The sequence below is a fragment of the Haloparvum alkalitolerans genome (assembly GCF_050122995.1).
In the GTDB taxonomy this organism is placed as follows: domain Archaea; phylum Halobacteriota; class Halobacteria; order Halobacteriales; family Haloferacaceae; genus Haloparvum; species Haloparvum alkalitolerans.
In genome coordinates, this window is record NZ_JBNLIA010000003.1 from 338606 (window position 1) to 363434 (window position 24829).

General features: G+C 69.7%; 22 protein-coding genes and 2 tRNA genes. 8 read left to right on the forward strand and 16 right to left on the reverse strand.

Going from position 1 to position 24829, the window contains the following annotated elements; genetic code table 11:
* Positions 1 to 583: 583 nt before the first annotated feature.
* On the reverse strand, positions 584 to 2773 hold the full coding sequence (locus tag ACQE3L_RS05285) for an elongation factor EF-2 (protein WP_426962728.1): 2190 nt from the start codon (positions 2771 to 2773) through the stop codon (positions 584 to 586).
* 145 nt (positions 2774 to 2918) lie between these two features.
* On the opposite strand from ACQE3L_RS05285, the gene ACQE3L_RS05290 reads away from it, so the two are divergent.
* Positions 2919 to 4619 carry a molybdopterin-dependent oxidoreductase gene (locus ACQE3L_RS05290; protein WP_426962729.1) on the forward strand — a complete coding sequence of 567 codons (1701 nt, stop codon included), beginning with the start codon at positions 2919 to 2921 and terminating at the stop codon, positions 4617 to 4619.
* Between the two features lie 44 nt (positions 4620 to 4663).
* A complete protein-coding gene (locus tag ACQE3L_RS05295) occupies positions 4664 to 5395 on the forward strand; it encodes a DUF5781 family protein (protein ID WP_426962730.1) in 732 nt (243 codons plus the stop codon).
* Between the two features lie 46 nt (positions 5396 to 5441).
* Here ACQE3L_RS05295 and ACQE3L_RS05300 read toward each other — a convergent pair whose 3' ends face one another.
* The 10 genes from ACQE3L_RS05300 to ACQE3L_RS05345 form a co-directional block, all read right to left on the reverse strand.
* Positions 5442 to 6809, reverse strand: coding sequence for a PQQ-dependent sugar dehydrogenase (locus ACQE3L_RS05300; RefSeq protein WP_426962731.1), 1368 nt, complete (start codon positions 6807 to 6809; stop codon positions 5442 to 5444).
* 112 nt (positions 6810 to 6921) lie between these two features.
* Positions 6922 to 7560 carry a 30S ribosomal protein S7 gene (locus ACQE3L_RS05305; RefSeq protein WP_426962732.1) on the reverse strand — a complete coding sequence of 213 codons (639 nt, stop codon included), beginning with the start codon at positions 7558 to 7560 and terminating at the stop codon, positions 6922 to 6924.
* Positions 7557 to 7985: a 30S ribosomal protein S12 gene (locus ACQE3L_RS05310; RefSeq protein ID WP_058367409.1), complete on the reverse strand. Its 429-nt coding sequence runs from the start codon at positions 7983 to 7985 to the stop codon at positions 7557 to 7559. The genes ACQE3L_RS05305 and ACQE3L_RS05310 overlap by 4 nt, the downstream gene beginning before the upstream one ends.
* 187 nt (positions 7986 to 8172) lie before the next feature.
* Positions 8173 to 9054: a DUF7537 family lipoprotein gene (locus ACQE3L_RS05315; RefSeq protein ID WP_426962733.1), complete on the reverse strand. Its 882-nt coding sequence runs from the start codon at positions 9052 to 9054 to the stop codon at positions 8173 to 8175.
* Positions 9055 to 9714: 660 nt separating this feature from the next.
* A complete protein-coding gene (locus ACQE3L_RS05320) occupies positions 9715 to 10134 on the reverse strand; it encodes a NusA-like transcription termination signal-binding factor (protein WP_426962734.1) in 420 nt (139 codons plus the stop codon).
* Positions 10134 to 11360, reverse strand: coding sequence for a DNA-directed RNA polymerase subunit A'' (gene rpoA2, locus ACQE3L_RS05325; RefSeq protein WP_426962735.1), 1227 nt, complete (start codon positions 11358 to 11360; stop codon positions 10134 to 10136). The genes ACQE3L_RS05320 and rpoA2 overlap by 1 nt, the downstream gene beginning before the upstream one ends.
* On the reverse strand, positions 11353 to 14277 hold the full coding sequence (locus ACQE3L_RS05330) for a DNA-directed RNA polymerase subunit A' (protein WP_426962789.1): 2925 nt from the start codon (positions 14275 to 14277) through the stop codon (positions 11353 to 11355). The genes rpoA2 and ACQE3L_RS05330 overlap by 8 nt, the downstream gene beginning before the upstream one ends.
* A gap of 18 nt (positions 14278 to 14295) precedes the next feature.
* Positions 14296 to 16125, reverse strand: a complete 1830-nt coding sequence (gene rpoB / locus ACQE3L_RS05335; protein ID WP_426962736.1) for a DNA-directed RNA polymerase subunit B — start codon at positions 16123 to 16125, stop codon at positions 14296 to 14298.
* Positions 16126 to 16127: 2 nt separating this feature from the next.
* A complete protein-coding gene (locus ACQE3L_RS05340) occupies positions 16128 to 17693 on the reverse strand; it encodes a DNA-directed RNA polymerase subunit B'' (protein ID WP_426962737.1) in 1566 nt (521 codons plus the stop codon).
* The gene (locus ACQE3L_RS05345) at positions 17690 to 17920 is read right to left on the reverse strand and encodes a DNA-directed RNA polymerase subunit H (protein WP_058367416.1); all 231 of its coding nucleotides are present in this window, start codon (positions 17918 to 17920) and stop codon (positions 17690 to 17692) included. The genes ACQE3L_RS05340 and ACQE3L_RS05345 overlap by 4 nt, the downstream gene beginning before the upstream one ends.
* Before the next feature lie 284 nt (positions 17921 to 18204).
* On the opposite strand from ACQE3L_RS05345, the gene ACQE3L_RS05350 reads away from it, so the two are divergent.
* A tRNA-Asp gene (locus ACQE3L_RS05350) sits at positions 18205 to 18277 on the forward strand.
* A 30-nt stretch (positions 18278 to 18307) separates the two neighbouring features.
* Positions 18308 to 18380: transfer RNA gene (locus ACQE3L_RS05355), tRNA-Asp, on the forward strand.
* 224 nt (positions 18381 to 18604) lie between these two features.
* Here ACQE3L_RS05355 and ACQE3L_RS05360 read toward each other — a convergent pair.
* Both ACQE3L_RS05360 and ACQE3L_RS05365 read right to left on the reverse strand, forming a co-directional pair.
* Positions 18605 to 19549, reverse strand: a complete 945-nt coding sequence (locus ACQE3L_RS05360) for a Gfo/Idh/MocA family protein (protein ID WP_426962738.1) — start codon at positions 19547 to 19549, stop codon at positions 18605 to 18607.
* A gap of 76 nt (positions 19550 to 19625) precedes the next feature.
* Positions 19626 to 21428: an SLC13 family permease gene (locus tag ACQE3L_RS05365; RefSeq protein ID WP_426962790.1), complete on the reverse strand. Its 1803-nt coding sequence runs from the start codon at positions 21426 to 21428 to the stop codon at positions 19626 to 19628.
* 584 nt (positions 21429 to 22012) lie between these two features.
* Between ACQE3L_RS05365 and ACQE3L_RS05370 the strand changes: the two genes are divergently transcribed.
* The 4 genes from ACQE3L_RS05370 to ACQE3L_RS05385 are packed head-to-tail and all read left to right on the forward strand — an operon-like array spanning position 22013 to position 23448.
* Positions 22013 to 22366 (forward strand): hypothetical protein, encoded by a 354-nt coding sequence (locus ACQE3L_RS05370; RefSeq protein WP_426962739.1) that lies wholly within the window; start codon positions 22013 to 22015, stop codon positions 22364 to 22366.
* A 29-nt stretch (positions 22367 to 22395) separates the two neighbouring features.
* Entirely contained in the window at positions 22396 to 22641 is a 246-nt protein-coding gene (locus ACQE3L_RS05375; RefSeq protein ID WP_058367419.1) for a hypothetical protein, read from the forward strand.
* Positions 22641 to 23165: a hypothetical protein gene (locus tag ACQE3L_RS05380; RefSeq protein ID WP_426962740.1), complete on the forward strand. Its 525-nt coding sequence runs from the start codon at positions 22641 to 22643 to the stop codon at positions 23163 to 23165. Before ACQE3L_RS05375 ends, ACQE3L_RS05380 begins: the two co-directional genes overlap by 1 nt.
* Before the next feature lies 1 nt (position 23166).
* Complete coding sequence (locus tag ACQE3L_RS05385) at positions 23167 to 23448, forward strand: hypothetical protein (RefSeq protein WP_426962741.1); 282 nt, start codon at positions 23167 to 23169, stop codon at positions 23446 to 23448.
* Positions 23449 to 23498: 50 nt separating this feature from the next.
* On the opposite strand, the gene ACQE3L_RS05390 is transcribed toward ACQE3L_RS05385, so the two are convergent.
* The 3 genes from ACQE3L_RS05390 to ACQE3L_RS05400 all read right to left on the reverse strand — a co-directional run bounded on the left by ACQE3L_RS05390 (position 23499) and on the right by ACQE3L_RS05400 (position 24829).
* Positions 23499 to 23759, reverse strand: a complete 261-nt coding sequence (locus tag ACQE3L_RS05390) for a hypothetical protein (RefSeq protein WP_426962742.1) — start codon at positions 23757 to 23759, stop codon at positions 23499 to 23501.
* A 70-nt stretch (positions 23760 to 23829) separates the two neighbouring features.
* Positions 23830 to 24285: a hypothetical protein gene (locus ACQE3L_RS05395; RefSeq protein ID WP_426962743.1), complete on the reverse strand. Its 456-nt coding sequence runs from the start codon at positions 24283 to 24285 to the stop codon at positions 23830 to 23832.
* Positions 24278 to 24829, reverse strand: a complete 552-nt coding sequence (locus ACQE3L_RS05400; RefSeq protein WP_426962744.1) for a hypothetical protein — start codon at positions 24827 to 24829, stop codon at positions 24278 to 24280. The genes ACQE3L_RS05395 and ACQE3L_RS05400 overlap by 8 nt, the downstream gene beginning before the upstream one ends.

Below are 24829 nucleotides of genomic sequence, written 5' to 3' on the forward strand. Positions count from 1 at the left end.
GTCGGACGGCAGGCGGGATAAAGCTTCGACCTGGGCATGCGTTGCCTCCCCCGAAGATCGGTCACACACGCGGTCGGCTCGGTCCCACCACGACTCGAGGAATGGCGGTCACGGCGGGCCGACGACGAACGACGACGACGAAACGCGAACCGGAGAGAAACGCTCGAGGAACGGGTTTCTGTCCGAACCGATCGACGGTGGCCGCCGCGCGGGAGCTTTTCTGTACCCGCGGTCGCGGTGCCGGGCGATTGCGGTGCTGGGCGATTGCGGTGCTGGGCAGTCGCGGTGCTGTGTGGTCGAGCACGAGGAACCGCGGCGCGAGGGCGAGAAGCGCCCGCAGCGCCGACCGCGGCCCCTTTTTGATCGACATTTTTCAAGGATGGGTGAGCGCGCCGCCTGCGGCGCGCGAACCCGACGCAGAAAAAGGTCGAGGTGCTGTGTGGTCGAGCACGAGGAACCGCGGCGGCGCGAGGGCGAGAAGCGCCCGCAGCGCCGACCGCGGCCCCTTTTTGATCGACATTTTTCAAGGACGGGTGAGCGCGCCGCCTGCGGCGCGCGAACCCGACGCAGAAAAAGGTCGACTCTAGATGTAGTCGATGGACTGCGGCAGCTCGAGCTTCATGCCCTTGCGCTCGCGGATGTCCATGATCTGCTCGCGCTGGAGGTTGTCGGCCATGACGCGGAAGCCGGCGTTCTCCGTGTTCCAGGAGGCGCGACCCTCGGTCGCGGAGCGGATGTCGGAGGAGAACCCGATCATCTCCTCGACGGGCGCGATGCCCTCGACGACCATGAGGTCGCCCTCCTGGTACATGTCGTCGACGCGGCCGCGGCGACCCTGAATCTCGCCGGAGGCAGCGCCCATGTGCTCGGAGGGCACGTCGATGCGGACGTCCTGAATCGGTTCGAGCAGGCGGACCTCGCCGTCGATCAGCGCGCGGTGGACCGCGTCGCGGACCGCCGGGATGACCTGCGCGGGACCGCGGTGGATGGTGTCCTCGTGGAGCTTCGCGTCGTGGAGGCGGAACAGGGCGCCCTGGACCGGCTCGGCCGCGAGCGGGCCGTCGTCGAGGGCCTCCTGCAGGCCTTCGAGGACGAGCTCCATCGTCTCGTTGAGGTGCTGGATCCCCTTCGTGTCGTCGATGAGGATGTTGGTCCGGTGGATGTCCTCCACGTTCTGGGAGGTGTCCTTGTCCATGCCGGCCTCCTGCAGCGCCTCGCGGCGCTCCAGTTCGGGCATGTCCATCGAGACCTCGCCGAGCTGGATCGCGTCGACGATGTCCTCCGAGAGGGGCTCGACCGTGATGTAGAACTTGTTGTGGCGGTTCGGCGACTGCCCCTCGACCTCGCGGGACTCCTGCTGGGGCTGCTCGCGGAACACGACGATCGGCTCGCCGGTGATGACCGGGATGCCCTGGTTGTCGCGGATGCGCTGGGTGATCACTTCGAGGTGGAGCTCGCCCTGCCCGGAGATGAGGTGCTCGCCCGTGTCCTCGTTGATCTCGATCTGGATCGTCGGGTCCTCCTTGGCGACCTGCTGGAGCGTCTCGATGAGCTTCGGCAGGTCGTCCATGTTCTTCGCCTCGACGGACTTCGTGATGACCGGCTCGGAGATGTGCTCGATCGACTCGAACGGCGTCATCTCCACGGAGGAGACGGTCGAGCCCGCGATGGCGTCACGCAGTCCGGTGACGGACGCGATGTTGCCGGCGGGGACGCGCTCCACTTCCTCGCGCTCGGACCCCATGAAGAGGCCGACGCTCTGGAGGCGGTTCTTGCCCGCCGTCCCGGAGACGTACAGCTCCTGGCCCTTCTCCAGCGTCCCGGAGAAGACGCGGCCGGTCGCGATCTCGCCGGCGTGCGGGTCCATTGAGATGTCCGTGACCATGAAGACGACCTCGCCGTCCTCGTTGACGAGGCGCATGTCCTCGGCCAGCTCGGACTCCGCGTCGCCGCGCCAGATGCGCGGAACACGACGGGGCTGGGCGTCGACCGGGTTCGGGAAGTGCTCACAGACCATGTCGAGCACGACGTCCGACAGCGGCGTCCGCTCGTGGAGCTCGTCGCGCTTGTCGGCCTGCTCGAGGTCGATGATGTCGCCGAAGTCCATCCCCGTGCGCTGCATCGAGGGCATGGAGACGCCCCACTTGTAGAGGGCGGACCCGAAGCCGACGGTGCCGTCCTCGACGGAGACCGTCCAGTCGGTCGGGATGTCGTCCATGTTCTCGGCCATGCCGCGGATCAGCTCGTTCACGTCGCTGATGACCGCGAGCAGGCGCTCCTGCATCTCCTGGGGCCCCTCCTGGAGCTCGGAGATGAGGCGGTCCACCTTGTTGATGAACAGGGTCGGCTTGACGCCCTCGCGGAGCGCCTGCCGGAGGACCGTCTCGGTCTGGGGCATGGCGCCCTCGACGGCGTCGACGACCACCAGCGCGCCGTCGACCGCGCGCATCGCGCGGGTGACGTCGCCGCCGAAGTCGACGTGGCCGGGGGTGTCGATCAGGTTGATGAGGTGGTTGGTGTCCTCGTACTCGTGGGTCATCGAGACGTTCGCCGCGTCGATGGTGATCCCACGCTCCTGCTCGTCCTCCTTCGTGTCCATCGCGAGCTGCTCACCCGCGGTGTCCTCGGAGATCATGCCGGCGCCGGCCAGCAGGTTGTCCGAGAGCGTCGTCTTGCCGTGGTCGACGTGAGCGGCGATGGCGATGTTCCGGATGTGCTCCGGATTGTCCATCAGCCGTTCACATTCCTGCACGATCTTCTTTCGTCGGCCCATTATGCGTTCCACTACCGTTAGCGGGGTCAAAAGGGTAGTGTTTCGTTCCCGGCGATTCGGCCGGAATCGCCCACCTCGCGGGACGTATCGTGAGTATCGCTCGCACGGCGACGGATACATCCCGGCGCAGTTCCGTGGTACACGTATGCACGGATCACGGGGAAGCGCCAGGGTCCCGCTCCCCTCCCGTACCGCCGCGCTCGTCGCGGCGTGTGCCGGCGCGGCCGCGGTCGCGGGCTCCTTCGCCGTCGCGGGAGTTTCCGAGGCGTTCGTGGGCGCCGCGGTCGCCGACCGACTTCTCGGCGTGCTCCCCGACGCCGTCTTCGCGTACGGGATCACGACGCTCGGGAACGCCGCGCAGCCGCTCCTGCTGATCGGTGCGACGGTGCTGGCGGCGGTCGGGCTGACGCTGTCGGCGCTGTTCGCGACGATCGCGGTCGATCGGGCGTGGCCGGGGACGGGGCAGGACGACCGGACCGGCCGGAGCGTCTCGCGGGTCGCCCGCGCCGTCGCCGCCCTCGCGGTCGGACTCCTCGCCGGCGGACTCGTCGTGCTGGGTGCCGGGTCGGTCGGCTCCGGGGCGGGAGCCGGGATCGCGGCCGCGGCGACGACCGCCGCGGGCCGGAGCGCGGTCGCCGGCGGAGCGGGGTCGGGCGCCGAGGACGGTCCCGGGGCGAACGATCACGGCGCGGAGACGAGCGCCTCGGAGCGGAGACCGGTCCTCCGCTCGGCCGGCGTCCTCGCGGGCACGCTCGCCGCGAGCGGGCTGGCGGCGTCCCGACGCGGCGACTTCGCGCCCGCCGACCGGTCGCCGAACGACCCGCGGAACGGCGTGGACGATCCGCTCGTACTGGCGCTTCTGGACCGCGCCGAGCGGCGGAGCTTCGACTTCGACGCGGTCGACCCCCTCGTCTCCCGGGGGTTCTACAAGGTGGACATCAACCTGACCGACGATCCGGAGATCTCCGAGGCGGAGTGGTCGCTGTCGGTCGGGGGTGCGGTCGACGAGCCGACGACGCTCGACTACGCGGACGTGACCGGCCGGCCGACCGAGCACCGGTTCGTCACGCTTCGGTGTGTCGGCGACGGGTTGAACGGGTACAAGATAGACACCGCGCTCTGGACCGGGACGCCCCTCGCGCCGATCCTCGACGAGGTCGGGACGGGCGAGGAGTGCTGCGTCCGGCTGGAGGCCGCCGACGGCTACTACCACGCGTTCCCGCGTGCGGCGCTGGAGCGCGGCTTCCTCGCGTGGGGGATGAACGGCAAGCCGCTCCCGCAGGCTCACGGTGCGCCCGTCAGGGTGCTGATCCCGGGCCACTGGGGCGAGATCAACGTCAAGTGGGTGACCGACATCGAGGTCCGCGAGGAGCCCGCGACGGGCTACTGGGAGGAGCGTGGCTGGCACGGGAGCGGTCCGGTGGAGACGGTCGCGAAGATTCACACGGTGACGCGCGACCCCGACGGTCCCGGCCGCGACGACGCCGAAGGCGAGGACGGCGGCGGAGACGCGGACGCCCGCGTGCTGGTCGGTGGTCACGCCTACGCCGGGACGCGCGGCGTCGACCGCGTCGAGGTGTCGACCGACGGCGGCGAGACGTGGACGACCGCGGACCTGTCCGAACCGCTCCCCGGAGCGACGCCCGCGAGCGGGGCGCCCGCCTCGGACCCCGCCGACGACGCGTGGCGGATGTGGCGCCACGAGTACGCCGACCCGAGCGAACACGCGGTGACCGCCCGGGTCGTGGAGGCCGACGGCACCGTCCAGTCAGCCGAGGAGTCGGGCGCGTTCCCGCGCGGCGCGACCGGCTGGGTCTCCCGTGACGTGTACGCGGCCCGGGAGTGATCGACGCAAGAGACTTATTCGCCCCACCCATGCCAACATCACACATGGACATACGCGTGCAGGGGGACGTGCCCCCGGACCCCTTCCTGAGCGCGGCCGACCTGTTCGAGACGGAGTTCTCGCTGTCCGACCCGGTACACGTCCGAGTGCGCGAGGACCCCGACGAGCGGACGTGGGCCGGCCACTACCCGGACCATCACGTGCTCAACGTCTCCAGACGCGCGGCCACGAGCGCGATGGCGCGCGAACTGGCGGTCCACGAGTTCGCCCACATGGCGCGCCACGAGGAGGACCACCCCTCCCACGTCCAGTCGACGGAGGAGGCGCTGTACCTGGGGCTCGCCGGCGAGTCCGTCGAGCGCCGGAAGCTCGCGCACTGCTACCAGATCGCGAACCACATGAAGGACATCTACGCCGACGACATCACTCTCGCGGTGACCCCGCCGGACAAGTTGCTCGGCTTCCTCGAGTCGACGCTCGCGACCGCGGTCGCCGACCGGCCGACGCCGCCGCGTCCCGGCACCGAACCGGCGGGCGAGGGCGCAGACCCGGAGATCACCGCCGTCAACGCCGCCTTCGCGCTCGCGCTCGTCGAGCGGCACGACCTCGCGGACCGCGACCACCGCATCTACGACCTCGCGCGCGCGGCCGGCAGCGACGCGCCCGGCGTCGACGTGGCGGCGTTCAAGCGGCGGTTCCGCGCGCTCGGCCCGGACCCCTCTACCAGCGACTACAGAAAAGCGCTCGTCGACGCGACGCGAGCCTACGCGGTCTGACGGGTCCCTCAGAGCGCCGTGTCCACTTTCCGCGCACGTCCATCGCTCAGTCCGGCCCGATCCGCACGAGCCGGTCGTCGCCCGGCCGCGGGAACCGGTCCTGGTGGGCCCGACCGTCCCGGTTCGAGGTGATCGCGTACAGCGCGCCGTCGGGACCCTGTTCGACGTGTCGGATCCGACCGAGTTCGTCTGCCAGCGCCCGATGAGCGACGGCGTCGTAGTCGCCGTCCATCCAGTCGGCGTCGTAGCGGACGCCCTCCGTCCCCCCGTCCGCGGTCGCGGTCGGAGGCGTCTCGGCGCCCGCCGAGTAGACCGTCACGAGGTTGATCCGCTGTGAGGAGAGCCCGCCGACGACCAGCCGGTTCCGCCACGACGGGACCGCGTCCCCGGTGTAGAAGACGCAGCCGGGAGGGGCCCACGTCTCCGAGGGGCCGGTGTTGACGACCGGGCGCGCGTAGTCGGTCTCCGGATAGGTGTCCCCGTCGCGGGCGAACGAGCCCCCCTCCTCGGGGCCCCAGCCGTGATCCGCGCCGGGGCGGAGCACGTTCACCTCGTCGCGGGAGCCGGGGCCGTGCTCCGTGATCACCGGCGTCGCGTCCGGCAGGAAGGTGATCCCCTGCGGGTTCCGGTGCCCGTAGGTGAACACGCGAGGGTCGCCGCCCTCGATTGCCGGGTTGTCCGCGGGGGCGCTCCCGTCCGGTTCGAGCCGGAGCACCGATCCGGCGAGGCTGTCGGGGTCGGCCGCGAGTCCGCGGTCGCCCGCGTCGCCGGTGGTGACCCAGAGGTAGCTCGCCGGCCCGAACGCCAACCGGGCGCCGTTGTGGACCGCGTCGTCGGCCGGGATGTCGTCGATCAGTACGGTCTCGGTCGCGGTCGGGTCCGGCGCCTCCACGTCGAAGTGCGAGAGCCGGTTGGCGACGCCGTCGTCGGTCTCGCGCGTGTAGAAGGCGTAGACGAGCGGCACGTCGGGGTAGTTCGGGTGGACCGCGATGCCGAGCAGACCGCCCTCACCGCCGGCGTCCCACCAGCCGCCCTCCTCGCCCGGCGCGACCGCGTCCGCCCGCGAGAGCACGTCCGCCGACGCGACCGTCTCCAGGTCGTCGGCCGAGTACCGCGCGATCCGCCCCGTCCGCTCGGAGACGAAGAGGTCGCCGTCCGGCGCGAACGCCAGGTCCCAGGGGATCTCGAGGTCCTCGACCACCGTCTCCACCGTCACGTCGAGGTCGGGCGGCGCCGTCGGCGGTTCCCAGTCGAGGTCGTACCGCGTCCAGGCCTCGCCGTCGTGTGTGACCGCGCGGTCGTAGCTCGGCTCGTCGTCGATCGGCGCGACACCCGCGCCGTCGTCGAGGCAGCCGGCGGCCGGGAGGCCGACGAGTCCGGTCGCGGCGAGGAACCGACGGCGGCTCGTGTCCATGTCCGACCCTGCATCAGCAGCGGCTAAAGCGTACTGTTCGACCGCGGTCGAGCGACCGGAGCCGAGGCTCTCGGCGTGTCGAGAAGGGATCGAAGGGAGAAGATCGCCCGCGTTAGCGAGCCGCGGCCGCGACGCGTTCCCGCTCTTCCTTCTGGGAGATCGGGTACGCCTGCATGTCGTAGTCGGCGGCGCCGGTGAGCTGCTGGGCGAGCGCCTCCGCGGCGGGGGTCGCGGACTTGTAGGTGGCGTTCTGGACGCCGTCCGCGATGAACTTCAGGGCCTGGTCGACGCGGCGCTGGGGCGCGACGTCGACGGCCTTCGGGACCGAGATGCCGCCGTACTTCAGGCGGACGGTCTCCTCGCGCGGGGCCGCGTTCTCGACGGCCGTGACGAGCACCTGCGCGGGGTTCTCCTCGGTGCGCTCGTGGACGATCTCGAAGGCGTCGCGCACGATACGCGTCGCCTGCTGCTTCTTGCCCGTGTTCTCCTCGGTCTGCATCAGGCGGTTGATCAGCCGCTCGACGATGGAGATCTCGGACTTCTTGAACTGCTTGGCGGCGTGACGGCCCATCGTGTGCGCGATGGGGGTCACGTTGATGTAGCGCTGGGTGCTCGGGTCCTCGTAGGCGATCTCCGAGACGTCCCACTCGCCGAACAGCAGGGCGTTCTCCGTGGCCTGCTCGCTGGCGGCCGGCGCGTCCGGCTCGGGTTCCTGCGCCTCGACGTCGGCGCTCTCCTCGCTCTCGCTCATCTGACGGGCTTCTCCGCGTTCCCGCGAACCAGTTCGAGCATCGCGACGCCGTTGACCTTCTCCACCTTGTAGTTCACGCCGGAGAGGTCGCCCATCGCGCGACCCTTCGCACCGCCGATGCCGGCGATGGTGACCTCGTCGTGCTCGTCGATGAACGAGATGGCGCCGTCACCGGGACAGAACGCGGTGACCTGCTTCCCGTTCTTGATGAGCTGGACGCGAACACACTTTCGGATCGCAGAGTTCGGCTGCTTTGCCTCGATACCGACCTTCTCCAGCACGATCCCGCGACCCTGCGGGGCGCCCTCGAGGGGGTCGGACTTCTTCTTGAGCCCGCGCTCGCGCCGAGCGTACTCGGTGTCGGACCAACGACGCTGCTGTCGGTCCTTTTTGAGCTGACGGGCCGCGTATTTGCCGTTCGCCATCGTACCCGTACTTCCGAACGGAGCTACTTAAACGCCCTCATTCCCGTCCAGCGAGACGGTCTCAAAAGCCGCGAGCGGTACCTCTCGACGGATCTGCGGCCGTCCTTTTCCCGTTCGACGGTCGCTCCGTGCCGCTTGGACGATAAGCCGCGCGGAGAATCCGTCTCGACCGGAAACGGAGGGGTCGTTACCGGAACGAGCCGTCGCCGCGCACCCGCGCGGACTCGGTCGCGGTCCCGCCGTCGCTCCCGCCGGTCGCGTCCCGCGCCTCGTCGAGCCACCCCGGCTCCGCGACGGTCGTGTCGCCGATCCCCTCGAACTCGATGGTGATCGTGATCGTCGCGTCCTCGCCAGCGTGGGTCCCCGCCCACGTCTGCTCGATGTGGCGGACGACCCCGTCAGCGTCGACCAGCACCGTCGCCGCCGCCGACTCGACCGTCTCGGGAATGGTGCGCTCGGGCTCGTACGCGTCGGCCGTGAAGCGCGTCACCGCGACGCCGTCTCGGGTGGTCGCGCCGTCGACGGTAAGGTTCCAGCCGTCGAGGCCGCCGACGCCCGCCAGCGCCTCGCGGCGCATCTCCGCGTCGAACTCCGCGGTGGTCCGGTCGACCGACTCCGACTGGTAGCGCGTCTCCGCGTCCGTCGCGAGCCGGTAGTAGGCGGTCCCGTCCGCGATGTAGGCCGTGGTCGTCTCGTCGACCTCGGTGATGTCCTGTTCGAGGAACTGCCGCTCGCGCTCGCGCTCGAACCGGGCGTCGTACGTCTGCGAGAAGAGCCACTGGTCGGGGCGCTCCTCGCCGCCGTACTCCGTGTCCGCCTCCGAGAAGACGCGGACGCTCCCCGCCTCGACGACCGCGTCGCCGTGGACCTCCGCCAGCGTCTCGGCCGCGAGCGCGTCGCCGTCGCGCCACTCGACGTCCTCGGCCGGAACGGGCGTCGGCGACGGGGTCGCCGTCTCCGGCGGCTCGACGGTCCCGTCGTCTTCGCCGTCCCCGCCCTCGCTCGAACAGCCAGCCAACCCGGTCGTCGCGAGCGCGGCCGCGCCCGCGAGAAGCCTGCGTCGGTGCATGGCTACGGCGATGCCCCTCGGAGCTAAAAGGGGCCGGGTCCGTTCGCGGTCGTAAACCGGTCGAACGATCCGAACGCGGGCGTCAAACGCTAACCGCCATCAACACCAGGGTGACGACTCGGCGTGGAACCGCACCACTGCGGTGCTGTGCTGTCGGCGCGCGCGAGTAACGCGCGCGAGGGAGCCCGCGGCCGCGGTCGCGCAGCGGTGCAGTGCGGTTCGCGCGACCGCGGCCGCGGCGAGGCTGGGGAGGCGTGAGGCTGCGGTGTAGTTGCGGTGCAGGGCGGGTCGGTACGGGGCGGGACTGAAAGGGGCAGCCGGCTCGATCCCGCCCGGACGACGTAAGCACTCGCGCCGGGCGGTGCTGAGAGGCGCGAGCGCGCAGCGAGGCCCGGCGGGTCGAGCCGGCTGGGGCTTTCTGGGTGGTGCTGTCTCAAGCAGCAGTCACAGAAATGGACGCAGCAGCGTAGTAGCGAGAGCCGGCTGGGGCTTTCTGGGTGGTGCTGTTCCAAGTGACAGGCTCTACAGCAGTTTCAACAACATCGTACAGAGAGCCGGCTGGGGCTTTCTGGACGTTACTGTCCAGCTCAGAAGGATCAGCAACAGAAACGAGAACTACCCAAAGGCCACAACGGAAAGCTGGATCAAAAACGTCCGCGTCTAGGTCAGCTGGATGTCGTCCACGTCGTAGTGGCGCTTCGCCAGCGTGCGGGCGGTGTCGATGTTGCGCCCCTCCTTGCCGATGGCGACGCCGCGGTCCTTCTCTGCGACCTCGACGTACGCCACGCGGTCGTTCTGCTCGGAGAGCGTCACCGCGCGGACGGCCGCGGGCGAGAGCGCGCTCGCGACGAACGACTCCGCGGTGTCGGCGTCCTCGACGAGTTCGACGGTCCTGCCGAGCTCGTCCTCGACGCGCTCGACGGTCTGTCCGGCCTGGCCGATCGCCTCGGCCATCTCCCCCGCGGGGACGAGGAAGACCAGCCGGTCGCCCTCCACGAGGCAGTCCTTCGGCGTGACGCCGGTCAGCTCGTCGAACCGGCCGATGTACCGCCGTGCCTCGTCGGAGAGCTCGACCCGCATCAGTCGTCGGCGGGCTTCGAGCCCGTGACCCGCGAGCCCATGCGCAGGTCCACGTCGCCGGTGCCGATGGAGACCGGCTTCCCGACGATGACGTTCTCGATGACGCCGTCGAGGTCGTCGCGCTCGCCGTGAATGGCGGCGTCGAGCAGGTGGTTCACCGTCACCTCGAAGGCGGCGCGTGCCAGCACCGAGTCCTTGTTGCCGGAGATGCCGTGCCGGCCGATGGACTCGATCTCGCCGTTGTTGGTCATGATGTCCGCGACCAGCATCAGGTGGCGGACGTTCACGTCGTCGAGGCCCTGCTCTTCCAGCGTGTCCATCGTCTCGTTGATGATGGCCTCGCGGGCGGCCTCGATGCCGAGGTTACGGTGGATCTCGTGGATGTTGTTGCAGGTGGAACGGCTGGCGTCGACGCCCTCGATGCCGAGCACGTCGCCGAACGCCGACCCCTCGGTGTAGAGGACGAACTCCTCGCCCTCGTCGGTCTGCTCCTTGCGAATGACGACGCGGGTGACGTCCTCGATGCCCTTGAACACCACGTCGCGGAGCTGCTCGACCAGCTGGAGCAGCTCGCGGTAGCTCGGCTGGTCCGGGCCGAACTCGATGGCGGTGCCCGCCTGACGCGCGTCGACGCCGAGCGCGTCCTCGATGGTCTCCGCGACGATGCCGGCGACCTCGCTCGGGTCGTCGTGGGTGGGCCACCGCTCCAGCAGCGTCTCCTCGTTGAGGTCGATGCGGACCAGCATGTCCGCGACGTTCGTGGAGACGTCGCCGAGCGCGAGGATCTTCGTGGACTCGATGGACCAGACGACCTCGTGGGCCTTCTCGCGGTTCTCGGCGTACTCGTCCTCCAGGTACACCGTCATCATCGGCGTGTCCGGCGTCTTCCGGGCGTCCACCAGCTCGATGAGCCGTGGCAGCCCCTGGGTCACGTCGATCTCCGCGACGCCCGCGTAGTGGAACGTGTTCATCGTCATCTGCGTCCCCGGCTCCCCGATGGACTGCGCGGAGACCGTGCCGACCGGGTCGAGGGGGTCGACGCGCGTCTCGAGGTAGCGGTTCTCGACGCCGGTGACGATGTCGGTCGCCTGCTCGTTGGAGATCCCGCCGTATTCCTCGGCCTTCGCGTCGAGGGTCTCGTACACGTCCTCCTTCAGCCGCCGCGGGAGGTCCGTGTCCTCGACGATGGCCTCGATGTCGTCGGTGACGTGGTCGTACTCAGTCATCGGAGTCCACCCCCAGTCCCTGCGCCTTGTTAAGGCCCGGCCCGGCGTGTTCGGAGATGTTGGTCGGCTGCTGTTCGCGGCCGATGAACCGCTCCTTCTCCTCGTCGTCCGCGAACTCCGCGGAGAGGACGCGGTCGGCGATCCCCTCGACGTCGAGGGCGCCCTCGTCGCCGGAGGAGACCTTCACCGGCGAGGTGCCGTCCTCGCCGAACTCGAACTGCACGATGGTGTCGGAGGTGTCCCGCACCGTGCCGTCGTACTGCGCCTCCAGCTCGGAGAGCGCGTTGATGAGCCGACGCTGCAGGTAGCCGGACTTCGACGTCCGGACCGCCGTGTCGACCAGGCCCTCGCGGCCGCCCATCGCGTGGAAGAAGAACTCACGCGGCGTGAGCCCGTTGCGGTAGGAGTTCTCCACGAAGCCGTGTGCCTCCGCGGAGAGGTCCCCCTCCTGATAGTGGGCGAGCGTGCGGCCCTCGTAGCCGCGGTTGATGCGCTCGCCGCGGACCGCCTGCTGACCGACGCAGCCGGCCATCTGGGTGAGGTTCAGCATCGAGCCACGGGCGCCGGACTGGGCCATGATGACGGCCGGGTTGTCGTCGCCGAAGTGCTCCTCGGCGATCTCGCCCGCGGAGTCGCGGGCCTTCCCGAGCGTCTGCATGATCTTCATCTCCAGCGTCTCGTCGACCGTCCGGCCCGGCAGGCTCTCCAGCTCGCCGGCCTCGTAGGTCTCGATCAGCTCCTCGATGCGGTCGTAGGCGCTGTCGATCGCCTCGTCGACCTGCTCCTCGGCGAGCGGCGGGATGGACTCGTCGTCGATCCCGATCGAGAAGCCGAAGTGCATGATCGCGCGCATCGCCAGCGCCGCGATCTCGTTGATGAACACGCGGGCGCGCGTCTCGCCGTACGCCTTCGTGATCGTGTCGACCACGTCGCCGCCGAACGCGCCGACCGCGTCCTCGTCGACGGTCCCCTCCACGAGCTGGCCGTCCTCGATGAGCACGCGGTCGCCCGTCGAGGAGGTGAACTCCAGGTCGAGGTCGTCCGGCAGCAGCTCCGAGAACAGCGTCCGGCCGGTCCAGAACGGCCCCTGCTCGTTCTCGCCATCCGCCTCGGGCAGCTCGTCGACCCGCGTGGCGCGCAGCAGGTCCAGCGCCTGCGTCTCCGTGAACTCGGGGTTCGTGTGCGTCAGCAGGTACGTCCCCGAGATGTGGTCCTGGATGGCGCCGATGATGTTCTCGCCGAACCGCGGCGAGAGGATCTGCTCTTGCACGCGCATGAGGACGCGCGCCTCCGCGCGGGCCTCCTCGTTCTGGAGCGCGTGCATGTTCATCTCGTCGCCGTCGAAGTCCGCGTTGTACGGCGGGCAGACGACGGTGTTGAGCCGGAACGTCTTGTACGGCATCACCACGACCTCGTGGGCCATGATGGACATCCGGTGGAGCGAGGGCTGCCGGTTGAAGATCACGATGTCGCCGTCGATGAGGTGGCGGTTGACCTCCCACCCCTCCTCGACCTTCTCGGCGAGCTCCTCGCAGTTCTTCTCGGTCACCTTCAGGCGGCGCCCGTCGGGGCGGCGCACGTAGTTGGCGCCCGGGTGGCTCTCGGGGCCGTTCCGGACGTACTGGCGCGCCTCGTCGAGGTTGCGCTCGGTGACGTTGAGCGTCTGCGTCATCTCGGTGGCGACGCGGTCGGGAACGCCGACCTCGTTGAGCGAGAGGGTCGGGTCCGGCGAGATGACGGTCCGGGCGGAGAAGTTGACGCGCTTCCCCGAGAGGGAGCCGCGGAAGCGGCCCTCCTTCCCCTTCAGGCGCTGCGAGAGCGTCTTGAGGGGGCGGCCGGAGCGGTGCCGGGCCGGCGGCGTGCCGGAGATCTCGTTGTCAACGAACGTCGTGACGTGGTACTGGAGCAGCTCCCAGAGGTCCTCGATGATCAGCTGGGGGGCGCCCGCCTCGCGGTTCTCCATGAACCGCTGGTTGATGCGGATGATGTCGACCAGCTTGTGCGTGAGGTCGTCCTCGGAGCGCTGGCCGTTGTCCAGCGTGATCGACGGCCGCGTGGTCACCGGCGGGACCGGGAGCACGGTCAGGATCATCCACTCGGGACGGGAGTCCTCGGAGTCGATGCCGAGCGCCTCGAGGTCCTCGTCCGGGATGTCCTCGAACCAGTCGCGGATGTCCGAGGGCATCAGCTTGTTCATGTCCTCCTCGGTGAGGTCCACGTCGAGTGCACGTTCGATGGCGCGGCGGTCCTCCTTCCGCGGGCGGAACTCGCCGGCCATGATGTCGTTGACGCGCTCCAGCGAGATGTCCGTCTTCTCGGCCAGCTCCTTCGGCGTGGTGCCGGGCTCGTCGTTCTCCTCGTCCGGCTGCATCGCCTGCGCGATGCGCTCGGAGTAGTCGCCCGAGAGCACGTCCTGCACCTCGTAGTAGGTGGTCGGCTTCTCGTGTTTGATATCCGCCTGCGGCTCGCCGCAGTACGGGCACGAGGAGGCCTTCCGGGCCTGCCGGACGGCCGCCTTCAGCACGTCGTGGGGGTCGTCGCCGAGCTCCTCTGCGCGCTCGAAGCGGTCCGCGAACTCCGCGCGCTCCTCCTCCGTGAGCGAGAGCTTGCCGCACTCCCGGCACGTCGAGCGGAGGAGCCGCCGGATGAGCTTCGTGAAGCCGACGTGGATGACCGGCGCCGCCAGCTCGATGTGGCCGAAGTGGCCGTTACACGAGCCCGAGTGGCGACCGCAGGTCCGGCACTCCAGCCCGGGGTCGATGACGCCCAGTCGCGGGTCCATCAGCCCCATGTCGATGGGGTAGCCGTCGTCGTCGTAGGTGTCCGCCGTGATGACCTTCGTCGCGGACATGTCGCGATACGTCTCCGGGTCCATCAGCCCGAAGTTGATGCCGCCGAGTTGTTTGGGTGTCTGCATTGACATTCGTGAGACCTCCTAGACCGCGTCCTCCAGTTCGAGCCGGGGGCGGATCCCCAGGGCGATCATCTCGTCGAGCAGGAGCTTGAACGCGTAGCTGACCTCCAGCTCGTGGATGTCGTCCTCGTCGCCGGTCACCGGGTCGTAGATCCGGCGCTGCTCGCGGTCCTCGACCGCGACCAGTCCGGTCTCCGCGGAGACGTGGACCGTCTCCGCGTCCGACGACTCCAGCAGGCGCTCGTTGAGCACCATCGCCGCGCCGTGTCCGATGACGGTGTCGCGCTCCATCTCCCCGACGCGGAGGCCGCCCTCGCGGGCGCGCCCCTCGGTGGGCTGGCGCGTGAGCACCTGCACCGGCCCGCGCGAGCGGGCGTGGAGCTTGTTCGACACCATGTGGTACAGCTTGTGGTAGAAGATCGTCCCGACGAAAATCTCCGCCTCGATCTTCTCGCCGGTGACGCCGGAGTACATGACCTCCTTGCCGGAGGACTTGAAGCCGTGGTCCTCCAGCTGGCCGCGGAGCTCCTCCTCGTCCTCGCCCTGGAACGGCGTGCCGTCGACCCGGCTCCCGCGGAGGGAGCCGACCTTGCCGCCGAGCATCTCCAGCACGTGGCCGACCGTCATCCGCGACGGGAGCGCGTGCGGGTTCAGGATGAGGTCCGGAACGACGCCCTCCTCGGTGAAGGGCATGTCCTCCTGCGGGGCGAGGTGGCCGACGACGCCCTTCTGGCCGTGCCGGGACGCGAACTTGTCGCCCAGCTCGGGGATCCGCTCGTCGCGGACCTTCACCTTCGAGAGCTTCGAGCCGTCCTCGCCCTCCATCAGCGTCACCGTGTCGACGACGCCGTCCTCGCCCGAGCGCATGGTGACGGAGGTCTCGCGCCGCTTCTGGGGCGAGAGTCCACCCATGTCGTCCGGCTCCTCGAGGAAGCGCGGCGGGGAGGTCTTGCCGAGCAGCACCGAAGACTCGTCCACCTTCGTCTCGGGGTTGACGAGGCCGTCCTCGTCGAGGTGGGTGTACGCGTCCTCGCCGCGGGCGCCGCGGACGTCCTGACTCGGGATCTCGAAGCGGTCCTCCTGTCCGCCGGGGTAGCGCCGCTCCTCGCCCTCGTAGGTCCGGAAGAAGTGCGAGCGGGCGAGCGCGCGGTCGACCGACCCCTGGTTCATCACCAGCGCGTCCTCGATGTTGAACCCCTCGTAGGACATGACCGCGACCGTGAAGTTCTGGGCGGCCGGCCGCTCGTCGAAGTTGATCTGCTCGGTGGTCTGGGTCTTGACCATCGACAGCTGCGGGTAGTGCATCAGGTGCTGCCGCGTGTCCGGCCGGATCCGGTAGTTGGCCGACGGAATACCGAGCGACTGCTTCATCATCCCCGCGCCCATGGTAATGCGGGGACTGGCGTTGTGCTCGGGGTAGGGGATCATCCCCGCGCCGATGCCGAAGATCAGCTGCGGGTCGATCTCGAGGTGGGTGTGCTCGTCGGTGACGTCCTCCTCGTCGACGGCCACGTAGATGTCCTCCTCCTCCTCGGCGTCGATGAACTCGACGTAGCCGCGGTCGACGAGGTCCTCGAAGTCGAGTTCGCCGTTCTCGACGGCCTCGACGTCCTCGTCGGACAGCAGGGGCTCGCCGTTCTCGACGACGATGAGGGGGCGCCGGGCGCGTCCGGCGTCCGCGTTCACGATGACCTCGCGGGTGCGCTCTTTCACCGAGACGTTGACCATCTCGGAGACGTCGCCGCGCCGCCGCGCCTCTCGGATCTGTTCTGCGAGCTCGTTCGGGTCCGGATGGGTCCCGACCAAGCTCCCGTTGACGTAGACTTTCGCCTCGCGTTCTGCCTGAGCCATTGTTAGTCGTCCGCCGTCTGTCGGTCGACGCCCTCGATGCCGGGGATCCCCTCGACACCCATCGACGCCAGTTCTCGTTTGAGTCCCTGTTCGTCCTCGACGTTCTGGGAGAGCTCCATCGCCTGCGCGAAGTTCTTCACCAGACCGCAGTTCGGCCCCTCCGGCGTCTCGGAGGGACAGATGCGACCCCACTGGGTCGCGTGGAGGTCACGCGCCTCGAAGTGCGGCTGGCTGCGCGACAGCGGACTGCGCAGCCGGCGCAGGTGCGAGAGCACGCCCATGTAGTCCGTGCGGTCGACCAGCTGAGAGACGCCCGACCGGCCGCCCACCCAGTTGCCCGTCGCGATGGGGTGTTCGAGCCGCTCGGTCAGCACGTCCGAGCGGACCACCGTGTTGACGGTGAGGTCGCGGTTCCGCATGTTGGCGCGCTCGAGCTGGTACTTCACGTCGCGGGCCAGCTTGTTGAGCGCCGTCCGGAACAGGTCCTTCATCAGGTCGCCCGAGACCTTCAGCCGCTTGTTGGCGTAGTGGTCCTTGTCGTCGGACTCGCGGCGGTCGAGCGCCAGCTCGAAGCACGCCTCGGCCATCCGACAGAGGTAGTACGCCTTGTTGATGCGCACGTCCTCGTCCTCGACGCCCTCCTCGTGGAGGTGCGGGAGGAGGTAGCGGTCGATGACGTAGTTGGCGCGCTTGAGCTGGTAGTTCTTCCCCTGCCCGGAGGCGACGCGCTTCCCGAGCTCCTCGATGGCCCCCTCCTCGGTCTGGACCTCGGCCTCCTCCAAGTTCTCCAGCATGTACTTCACGATCTCCGGGTCGTCGGAGACGCGGTGGACGATCTCCTCGTCCGACTCCAGCCCGAGCGCACGGACCAGCGTCACGAAGTCGATGGAGCCCGAGACGGAGGGGAACGAGACCTCCAGCAGCCCCTCGCGGTTCCGCTCGCAAAGCACCAGCGCGCGGTACCCGCGGCGCTGGGAGAACGTCTTGGCGACCTGAATCTCGTCGCCGTACTTGGTGTCGTACTCCGCGAGGATCTTGTTCGGCGCCAGGTCCTCCGAGGTCATCAGCACGCGCTCGGAGCCGTTGACGATGAAGTAGCCGCCGGGGTCGACCGGGTCCTCGCCGATGTCGATGAGCTCCTCGTCCGAGAAGCCCGCCATGTTACACTTGTCCGAGCCGACCATGACCGGCATGCGGCCGACCTTCGTCTCGGTGGAGTCGACGACCGTCTCCGGTTCGTCCTCGCCGCCGCGGACGATGGACATCTCCATGAAGACGGGCGCCGAGTAGGTGATGTTGCGGAGCCGCGCCTCCTGCGGGTAGAGTAGCTCCTCCGAGCCGTCGGCCTCGCGGACGCGGGGCGTGACCATGCGGACGTCCCCGAGTTCGACGTAGACGGGCTCTTGCCCCTCCTTGTCGCCGATGTCGGTCTCGATGCGCTCCTTCTCGTCGACGACGTCCTGCATCCCGCGACCCAGGAAGTTGTTGAACGATCGGAAGTGGTGCTCGGCCAGTCGGTCGTCCGAGAAGTACTCCCGGGAGACCGTGCGTAGGTCTTGTCTGTTCATGAGATGACGAGTCGGTACACGACGGCCTGGTCGGCCGTTCGCGACTCTCGAACGATCTTGATCACGTCACCCACCTCCGCGGCGTCCGGTACCGCGGGGTCGGTGCGTTTGATCTTCGGCAGGTTCGTCTTTTTCACGTTGTACTCCGCCAGGACCTCCTCGACTTCCTCCGGGTCGTCGAGCAGGACGTGGTCCGGGACGAGTTCGTGTTGGCTTACGTCTACCATGGGTGCTGGTGGTTGGGAGAAGCTATCACGAGATACTACAGTTCTCTATCTCGCGCACGCTCATAAGAGTTGTCAAGCGCGGCGGGGCGCGCCGCTAACCGGGACGAGGGGCGAGTGACACTCGGGAACACGCCGGGGGAGGATAAAAGCATGACGCCAGTCGTCACCCGACGCTCGAGCATCGGACCCCCCGAGCGGCGCCGCGGGACGGTGAGACCGCACCACACGACGGGGACGGATGATAAGCCTTATCTGCGAGTCACGGTTACGCCTGAGTGCAGCAAGCCCGGATGGTGTAGTGGCCCATCATACGACCCTGTCACGGTCGTGACGCGGGTTCAAATCCCGCTCCGGGCGTTCCCGTTCTCTCGGGACCGCTGCCTGTTAGCCCGGATGGTGTAGTGGCCCATCATACGACCCTGTCACGGTCGTGACGCGGGTTCAAATCCCGCTCCGGGCGTTTCCGTCGCCGCCAACCGACGAGCGCAGCGAGTCGAACTCGGCGGCGACGAGAGGCCGACGGGATTCTGAATCAGGGAGTGACGCGAGCCCCGGCGAGCGAACGACCGTGGTTCAAATCCCGCTCCGGGCGTTTTCGATTTCTCGACCGCCGAGCGACGCGGCCGCGGTTTCTCGCCTGCGGATGCTTCGACGCGCGGAGAACGATCGACCGCGATCGACCGGCTACGCCTCGATCCCCAGCAGGTCGTCCACGAGTTCCTGCACCGCGAGCGCCGTCTCGAAGTCGACCAGGTCCGCGTCCGCGCCGTCCATCGCCGCGACCACCTCGCCGACGAGCGTCAGCGTCGTCTCGCCGTCCGCGTCCGTGACCACGCGCTCCTCGTCGGTCCCGGGAGCGGCCACGAGCGTCCGCCAGTCCGCGAGCGCGAGCGCGCCGTCGGTCCCCTCCACGGTCAGCGAGTTCTCCTGCTCGCCGACACAGTCCGTCAGCAGGTCGACGGCGCCGGCGACGCCGTCGGCCTCGAGCCGCGCGAGGATCGAGGTCTCGCACGCCTCGGGCCCGCCGAACTCCCGGGTCGCGTCGACGACCGCGACGTCGTCGAACAGCTCCAGCGCGCCGAACAGGAAGTGGCTCCCCACCTCGCGGGTTGGTCCGCCCTGCTCGCGTCCCTCCAGCCACTCAACGTCCTGCCACGGGCGGGGCCACTTCGGGAAGCGGAACCGGAGGGAGAGCCGCCGGGGATCGCCGACCTTCCCGGCCGCCACGCGGTCGACCAGCTCCCGGAACCCGGGCGTGTAGCGGAACGGGAAGTTGATCGCGGTCACGCGGTCGCTCTCGGCCGCGCGGGCGGCCAGTTCGCGGCCCTCGGCGGCGGTGGGCGCGATGGGCTTCTCGCAGATGACGTGCGCCCCGGCGGAGAGCGCCGCGTCGACCACCTCGGCGTGCGCGACCGGCGGCACCCCGACGTGGACGAGGTCCGGCGACGCCTCCGCGAGCATCGCGTCGAGGTCGGTGTAGGCGGTCGCGTCGTGCGCCTCGGCCAACGCCGCGGCCGCGTCCGCGTCGAGGTCGCAGGCGGCGACGAGGGCGGTCCGGTCGTGCTCCGCGAACGCGTCGGCGAGGCGCCGGCCGATCACGCCACAGCCGACGACGGCGGCGTCGTACATGCTCCGACGAAGGGAACGGCGACTGAAGACCGGTTCGTTCCCGAGACGCGGTCGGGAGAGACGGCCGGGAGCGGCCTCAGACGCCCCAGAAGAACGCGATCCCGAGCGTCGTCACGACCGTCAACAGGACCTGCAGCGGCGCGCCCACCCGGAAGTAGTCGGTGAACTTGTAGCCGCCGGGGCCGTACACCATCAGGTTCGTCTGGTAGCCGATGGGGGTGAGCATCGCGGTCGAGGCCGCGAAGGTGACCGCGAGCACGAACGAGAAGGGGTTCGCGCCGAGCGCCTCCGCGGCGTCGACCGCGACCGGGATCATCAGGACGACGCTGGCGTTGTTGCTGATCACGTTGGTGACCAGCGCGGTGAACAGGTAGAACAGGCCGAGCACCGCGAGCGGTGGAAGCGTCCCGGACGCGAGCACCACGACCTCCGCGAGCCACGCCGCCGCGCCGGAGCGCTCCATCGCGACGCCCAGCGGGATCAGGCCGGCCAGCAGGACGATCACGCTCCAGTCGACGGCGGGGTACACCTCGTTGGGCTTCACGCAGCCGGTGACGACCATCGCGACGATGCCCGCGAGCGCGCTGATGACGATGGGGAGGACGTCGAGCGCCGCGACCGCCACCACCGCACCGACGATGCCGAGCGCGACCGGGATGCGCTCGGTGCGGAAGTCGGGCCGGGTGAGTTCGCGGGCGACCACGAAGTCGCGGTCGTTCGCGAACCGGTCGATCGTCTCCTCGGTCGCCTGCAGGAGGAGGGTGTCGCCGCCGCGGAGCCGACGTTCGTCCATCCGCGCGTGGATGATCCGCCCGCCGCGCCGGATCGCGAGGACGGTCGCGTCGTACCGGCCGCGGAAGTTGAGCGACTCCAGGGTCTCTCCCACCACGGTCGCCTCGGGCGAGACCACCACCTCGACGAGGCTCTGGTCGACCGCGGGCTCGACCTCGCCGGTCTCCGCGTCGAGAACCTCGTCGGTCACCTCGGCGTCCGGAGCCAGGTCCAGCCCCTCCGCGTCGATGAGGTCCAGCAGGCTCTCGCGGTCGGTGCGGAGCACCAGGATGTCGCCCGCGCGAACCTCCTTGCGCGCCAGCGGCTCGGTGAACGCCTGGTCGCCGCGGATCAGCTGGACGATGTCGGCGTCCACCTCGAGGTCCGCGAGGCTGTCCTCGACCGTCCGCCCGACCAGCACGGAGTCCTCGCGGACGACGACCTCCGTGAGGTACTGAGTCATCTCGAACTCCTCGACGAGCCGGTCGGTCACCTTGATGCGCTCGGGGATCAGCAGCCGGCCCACCGTGGCCATGTAGATCCCGCCAACCACCAGGACGACGACCCCGAGTTGCGTGAACTCGAACATCGAGAACGGGTGGTCTATCAGGCGAGCCGACAGGTCCGACGCGAGGATGTTCGTCGAGGTGCCGATCAGCGTCAGCGTGCCGCCGAGCATGGCGACGAAGGAGACGGGCATCAGGAGCTTCGACGGCGAGACGCCGGTCCGCTTCGAGATGGTCGTCACCATCGGGATCATGATGGCGACGACCGGCGTGTTGTTGATGAAGCCGGCCGTCCCCCCGGAGAGCCCGAGCACCGCCAGCAGTTGCTTGAACGGGCTGTCGCCGTAGCGCTCGGCGATCCGGTCGCCCACGATGTTGACCAGTCCCGAGCGCCGGATCCCCTCGCTGAGCACGAACATCGCGAGGACGGTGACGGTCGCGGTGCTGGCGAACCCGCCGATGCCCGTCGTCGCGTCGACGCCGGTCCACGGCTCCAGCGCGACGAGCGCCACCAGCACGCCGATGGCGGCGATGTCGATGGGCACCGGCTCGGTCACGAACAGGACCAGCGCGGCCGCGACGACCGCGAAGACGACCAGCATCGACGGCGACAGCGGCGGCACGGCGCCGAGGCCGGTCGCTCCCTGTGCGGCGATCATTCGCCAAGACCGACCGCAGGGCCGGACAAAAGTCTGCCGGGGAGACGCCGAAAGACGGACGGCGGTCCGGACGCGTCGCGGTCATCGCACTATGCGTCGCGGTGCTGATGCGGTCGCGGTGTTGTCGGCGCGCGCCGCGGCGACCCTGTGTCGCCGCGACCGCGCGAGGGAGGCCGCGGGCCGAGCGCCTGCGGTGCGTTGCGGTTCCGCGCTCGGCCCGCGGCCGAGGCTGGGGAGGCGTGAGGCCCGCGGTCGCGGTGCGGGGCGGGACTGAAAGGGGCAGTCGGCTCGATCCGGCCCCGGCGCCTCAAGCACCGCAGCGAGCGTTGCGGGGAGCGAGGAGCGCAGAGCGTGCCGCGGCCGGTCGAGCCGACTGGGGCTTTCGAGGCGTTGCTGTCCCGAACAGCAGGATCCACGACAGACACGGAAACCCGAGTTCCCGACGAACAGCCGTCAGCAGAAACGCTCCGATCACCCGCCCCATCCGAGTGCCGTACGCTCAAGTAGCCGGCCGCCCGAGCACGGCCATGCTCTCGAAGCGGCTCGCCTCGACGGTCGCGACCGGTCTCTGGGTCGCGGGGGCGCTGTTGGTCGGACAGGCGCTCCACGTCTCGGTCGTCGCCGGCGAGGTGCCGATAACCGCGCCCGCACCGGTGTTCTACACCGTCGCGGGCGTCGCGCTGATCCTCGTCGCGCGGAACCTCGACGCGCACCCCTCCGAGTACCTCGACTACGTCTCCGGCCCGGACGAGGACGGCACGGAGACCGGCGAGGCCCCGGACGCGGAGCCGGACGCCGGCTTCGACCCCGCGGCCTCCCCGCTGGACGACGAGGCGCTGGAGAACCTGGAGGCGCGCGAGCGCGAGAACCAACAGGAATAAATCGTGGGAATCGGTAGCACCGCCAACGCATGAGCACGATCAAGGAACGTCTGCCCGCCTCGGCGCTCCAGCCCGTCGGGATCGGCTCGCTGCTGCTCGGCGTCGCGGGACTGACGATCGGCTACATCCTCCTGATCCTCGGGATCACGTTCGTCTACGGCCTCGCGCCCCACGAGCTCCCGCTCGTCGATAGCCTCCTGGTACTGGCGACCGGACTCGTCTCGGCGCTTCTCGGATACGCGGGCCTGAAGGGCTTCATGCACTTCTCGTACTGATGTACGAGATCCGCGAACACCCCGACGCGCCGGACCTGGAAGCGCTCGGCGAGTTCGTCGTCGAGCCCGTGGCCCCGGACGCGATCCGCGACCGCCGCGAGGCGGGCGAGGAGCTCCGCGAGGTGAACCTGCTGGACGCCGACGAGGTGGACGCCTACGTCGAGTTGAACCCGGACCCGATGGCGCCGGGCGACACCGACATCGGCACCGCGCTCTACCGGTTGGTCCAGCTGTTCGGCACGCCGCAGTTCGAGGAGTACGCGGCCGGCGAGGACATCTCGTGGCGCGACGACGAGACGTTCAAGTACCTCTTCCAGGTCACCCGCGAGGACGAGCCGGGCGAGTGGCTGATCACCGTCCACGACTGGCGCGTCCGGCTCGGCGTCTCGCTGGCGGCGTGGTCGGGCGACCTCGACGCGGAGGCGCCCGCGGTCGACCCCGGCGAGGCCGTCTCGCTGCTCGCGCTGGTGACGAACCTCGTCACCGAGCCGGTGTTCTGCGAGTACGAGGAAGTCCCCTACTGAGGTGTCCCTCCGCTCGTCGCTCGCCGCGGTCGGACGGCGCGCCGTCGCCGCGGGCCGCTGGACCCTCGCGGTCGGCCGCCGCGTCCTCGCGGGAGCGACGAGCCGACGCGCGAAGCTGTACGCCGCGCTCGGCCTCCCCTACCTCGCGACGCTGATCAGCATCGGGAGCTACCTCTCCCGCGGCGGGACCGGGACGCCGACCGCGGTCGAGGTCGGACTGCTGGCGGGCACGCTCGGCGCGCTGTTCCTCTACGCGCTCGGGGCCGACGCCCGCGGGCGGTGAGCGGGCGGTGAGCGGGCGCCCGGGCGCCGCGTCAGCACTCCGCCACCGCCTCACCGCCCCGTCAGCACGTGCATCAGGCCGAACGTGACCGCGAGCAGCGCCACGAGCAGCCCGCCGAACGCCGGGACCACCGCGCCGTAGCCGTACAGGCCGAGCCAGTAGCCGCCGAACGACAGCAGGAGCAGCGTCGGCACCGACAGCACGTACAGAAGCGAGGAGAGGTAGCTCGGGAGCGTGGGGTCCTCGTTCCGACGCGCGAACATGCCCCGGTCCTTGGCGTCCTTCTCCTCGGTCGGGAGGTCCCGTGCCATGCGCGAGCGTTGGAAACGTCGGGGAAAGAGGGTTTCGGGCCGTCCGCCACTCCGTGACGCGAGCGCTCGTCTACTCCGTGACGCCCTCGACCGTCACCGCCGCGAGGTAGCCCCCGCCGAAGACGAGCAGTTGGATCGTCAGCACGTCCACGACGGCGTCCCGGAGCCGCGGGGCGCCCACGAGCTCCGCGACCGCACCCGAGTAGCCGAGCGCGTAGACGGGCCAGAGCCACGCGCCGATACACACCGCCGCGCCGACGACGAACGCCACGCCGGCCGCGGCGACGCTCTCGCGGAGCCCGTTCGTGAGCAGGTGCGCGTACACGCCCGCGAGCGCCACCGCGGCCAGCGCGACCCGGTGGTCGCCCGCCGGCATCAGGTCCTCGTGACCGGCCATGAACGTCGCCAGCCCGACGACGACGCCCGCGAGCGTCCCGACGGCGGCCGCTCGGACGATAAACGCCGTCCGGCGCTCGACGTAGAGGTCGCCGACCAGCCGCTCGCGGCCGAGCGTCTCGTTACGCATCGCTCCCTCCGTCCGTCCCGTCGGTTCCGGTCGTGTCGTTGCCCCCGGTCGTCCCGTCGCTCCCCCCCGCGCCCGCCCGGTCGTCGGTGACGTCCACGTTTACCGTGCGGTCGACGATGGTCCCGGTCAGTCGCCCGTCGGCCGAGAGGCGGTCCGCCTCGGCCGCCGCGTGGAGCCGCTCGGTCGAGACGTCCTCGCCGGTGGCGCGGATCCCGAACGTGACGGTCTCGCCCGCGGGCACCGCGACGGGGTCGATGCTCCGGCCCGCGGTGCTGGCGACCACGTCCTCGCCGTCCGAGACCGGGAGCCACGCCGCGTGGAACCGCATGTCCGCCTCGGTCGGGTTCGCGACGCGGAGCCGGACGGTGACGGCGTTGCCCTCCGCGGGATCGATCCCGACGACCTGTGCCTCGACCGACGTGGACGCCTCCATGTGGGCGGTGACGGCCGCGCTCGTCGACAGCGCGCCGCCGACGGCCAACGCGACCAGCAGCGCGAACGAGCCGACAAGCAGGAGGGACCGCGGCGAGGGGGACCGATCCAT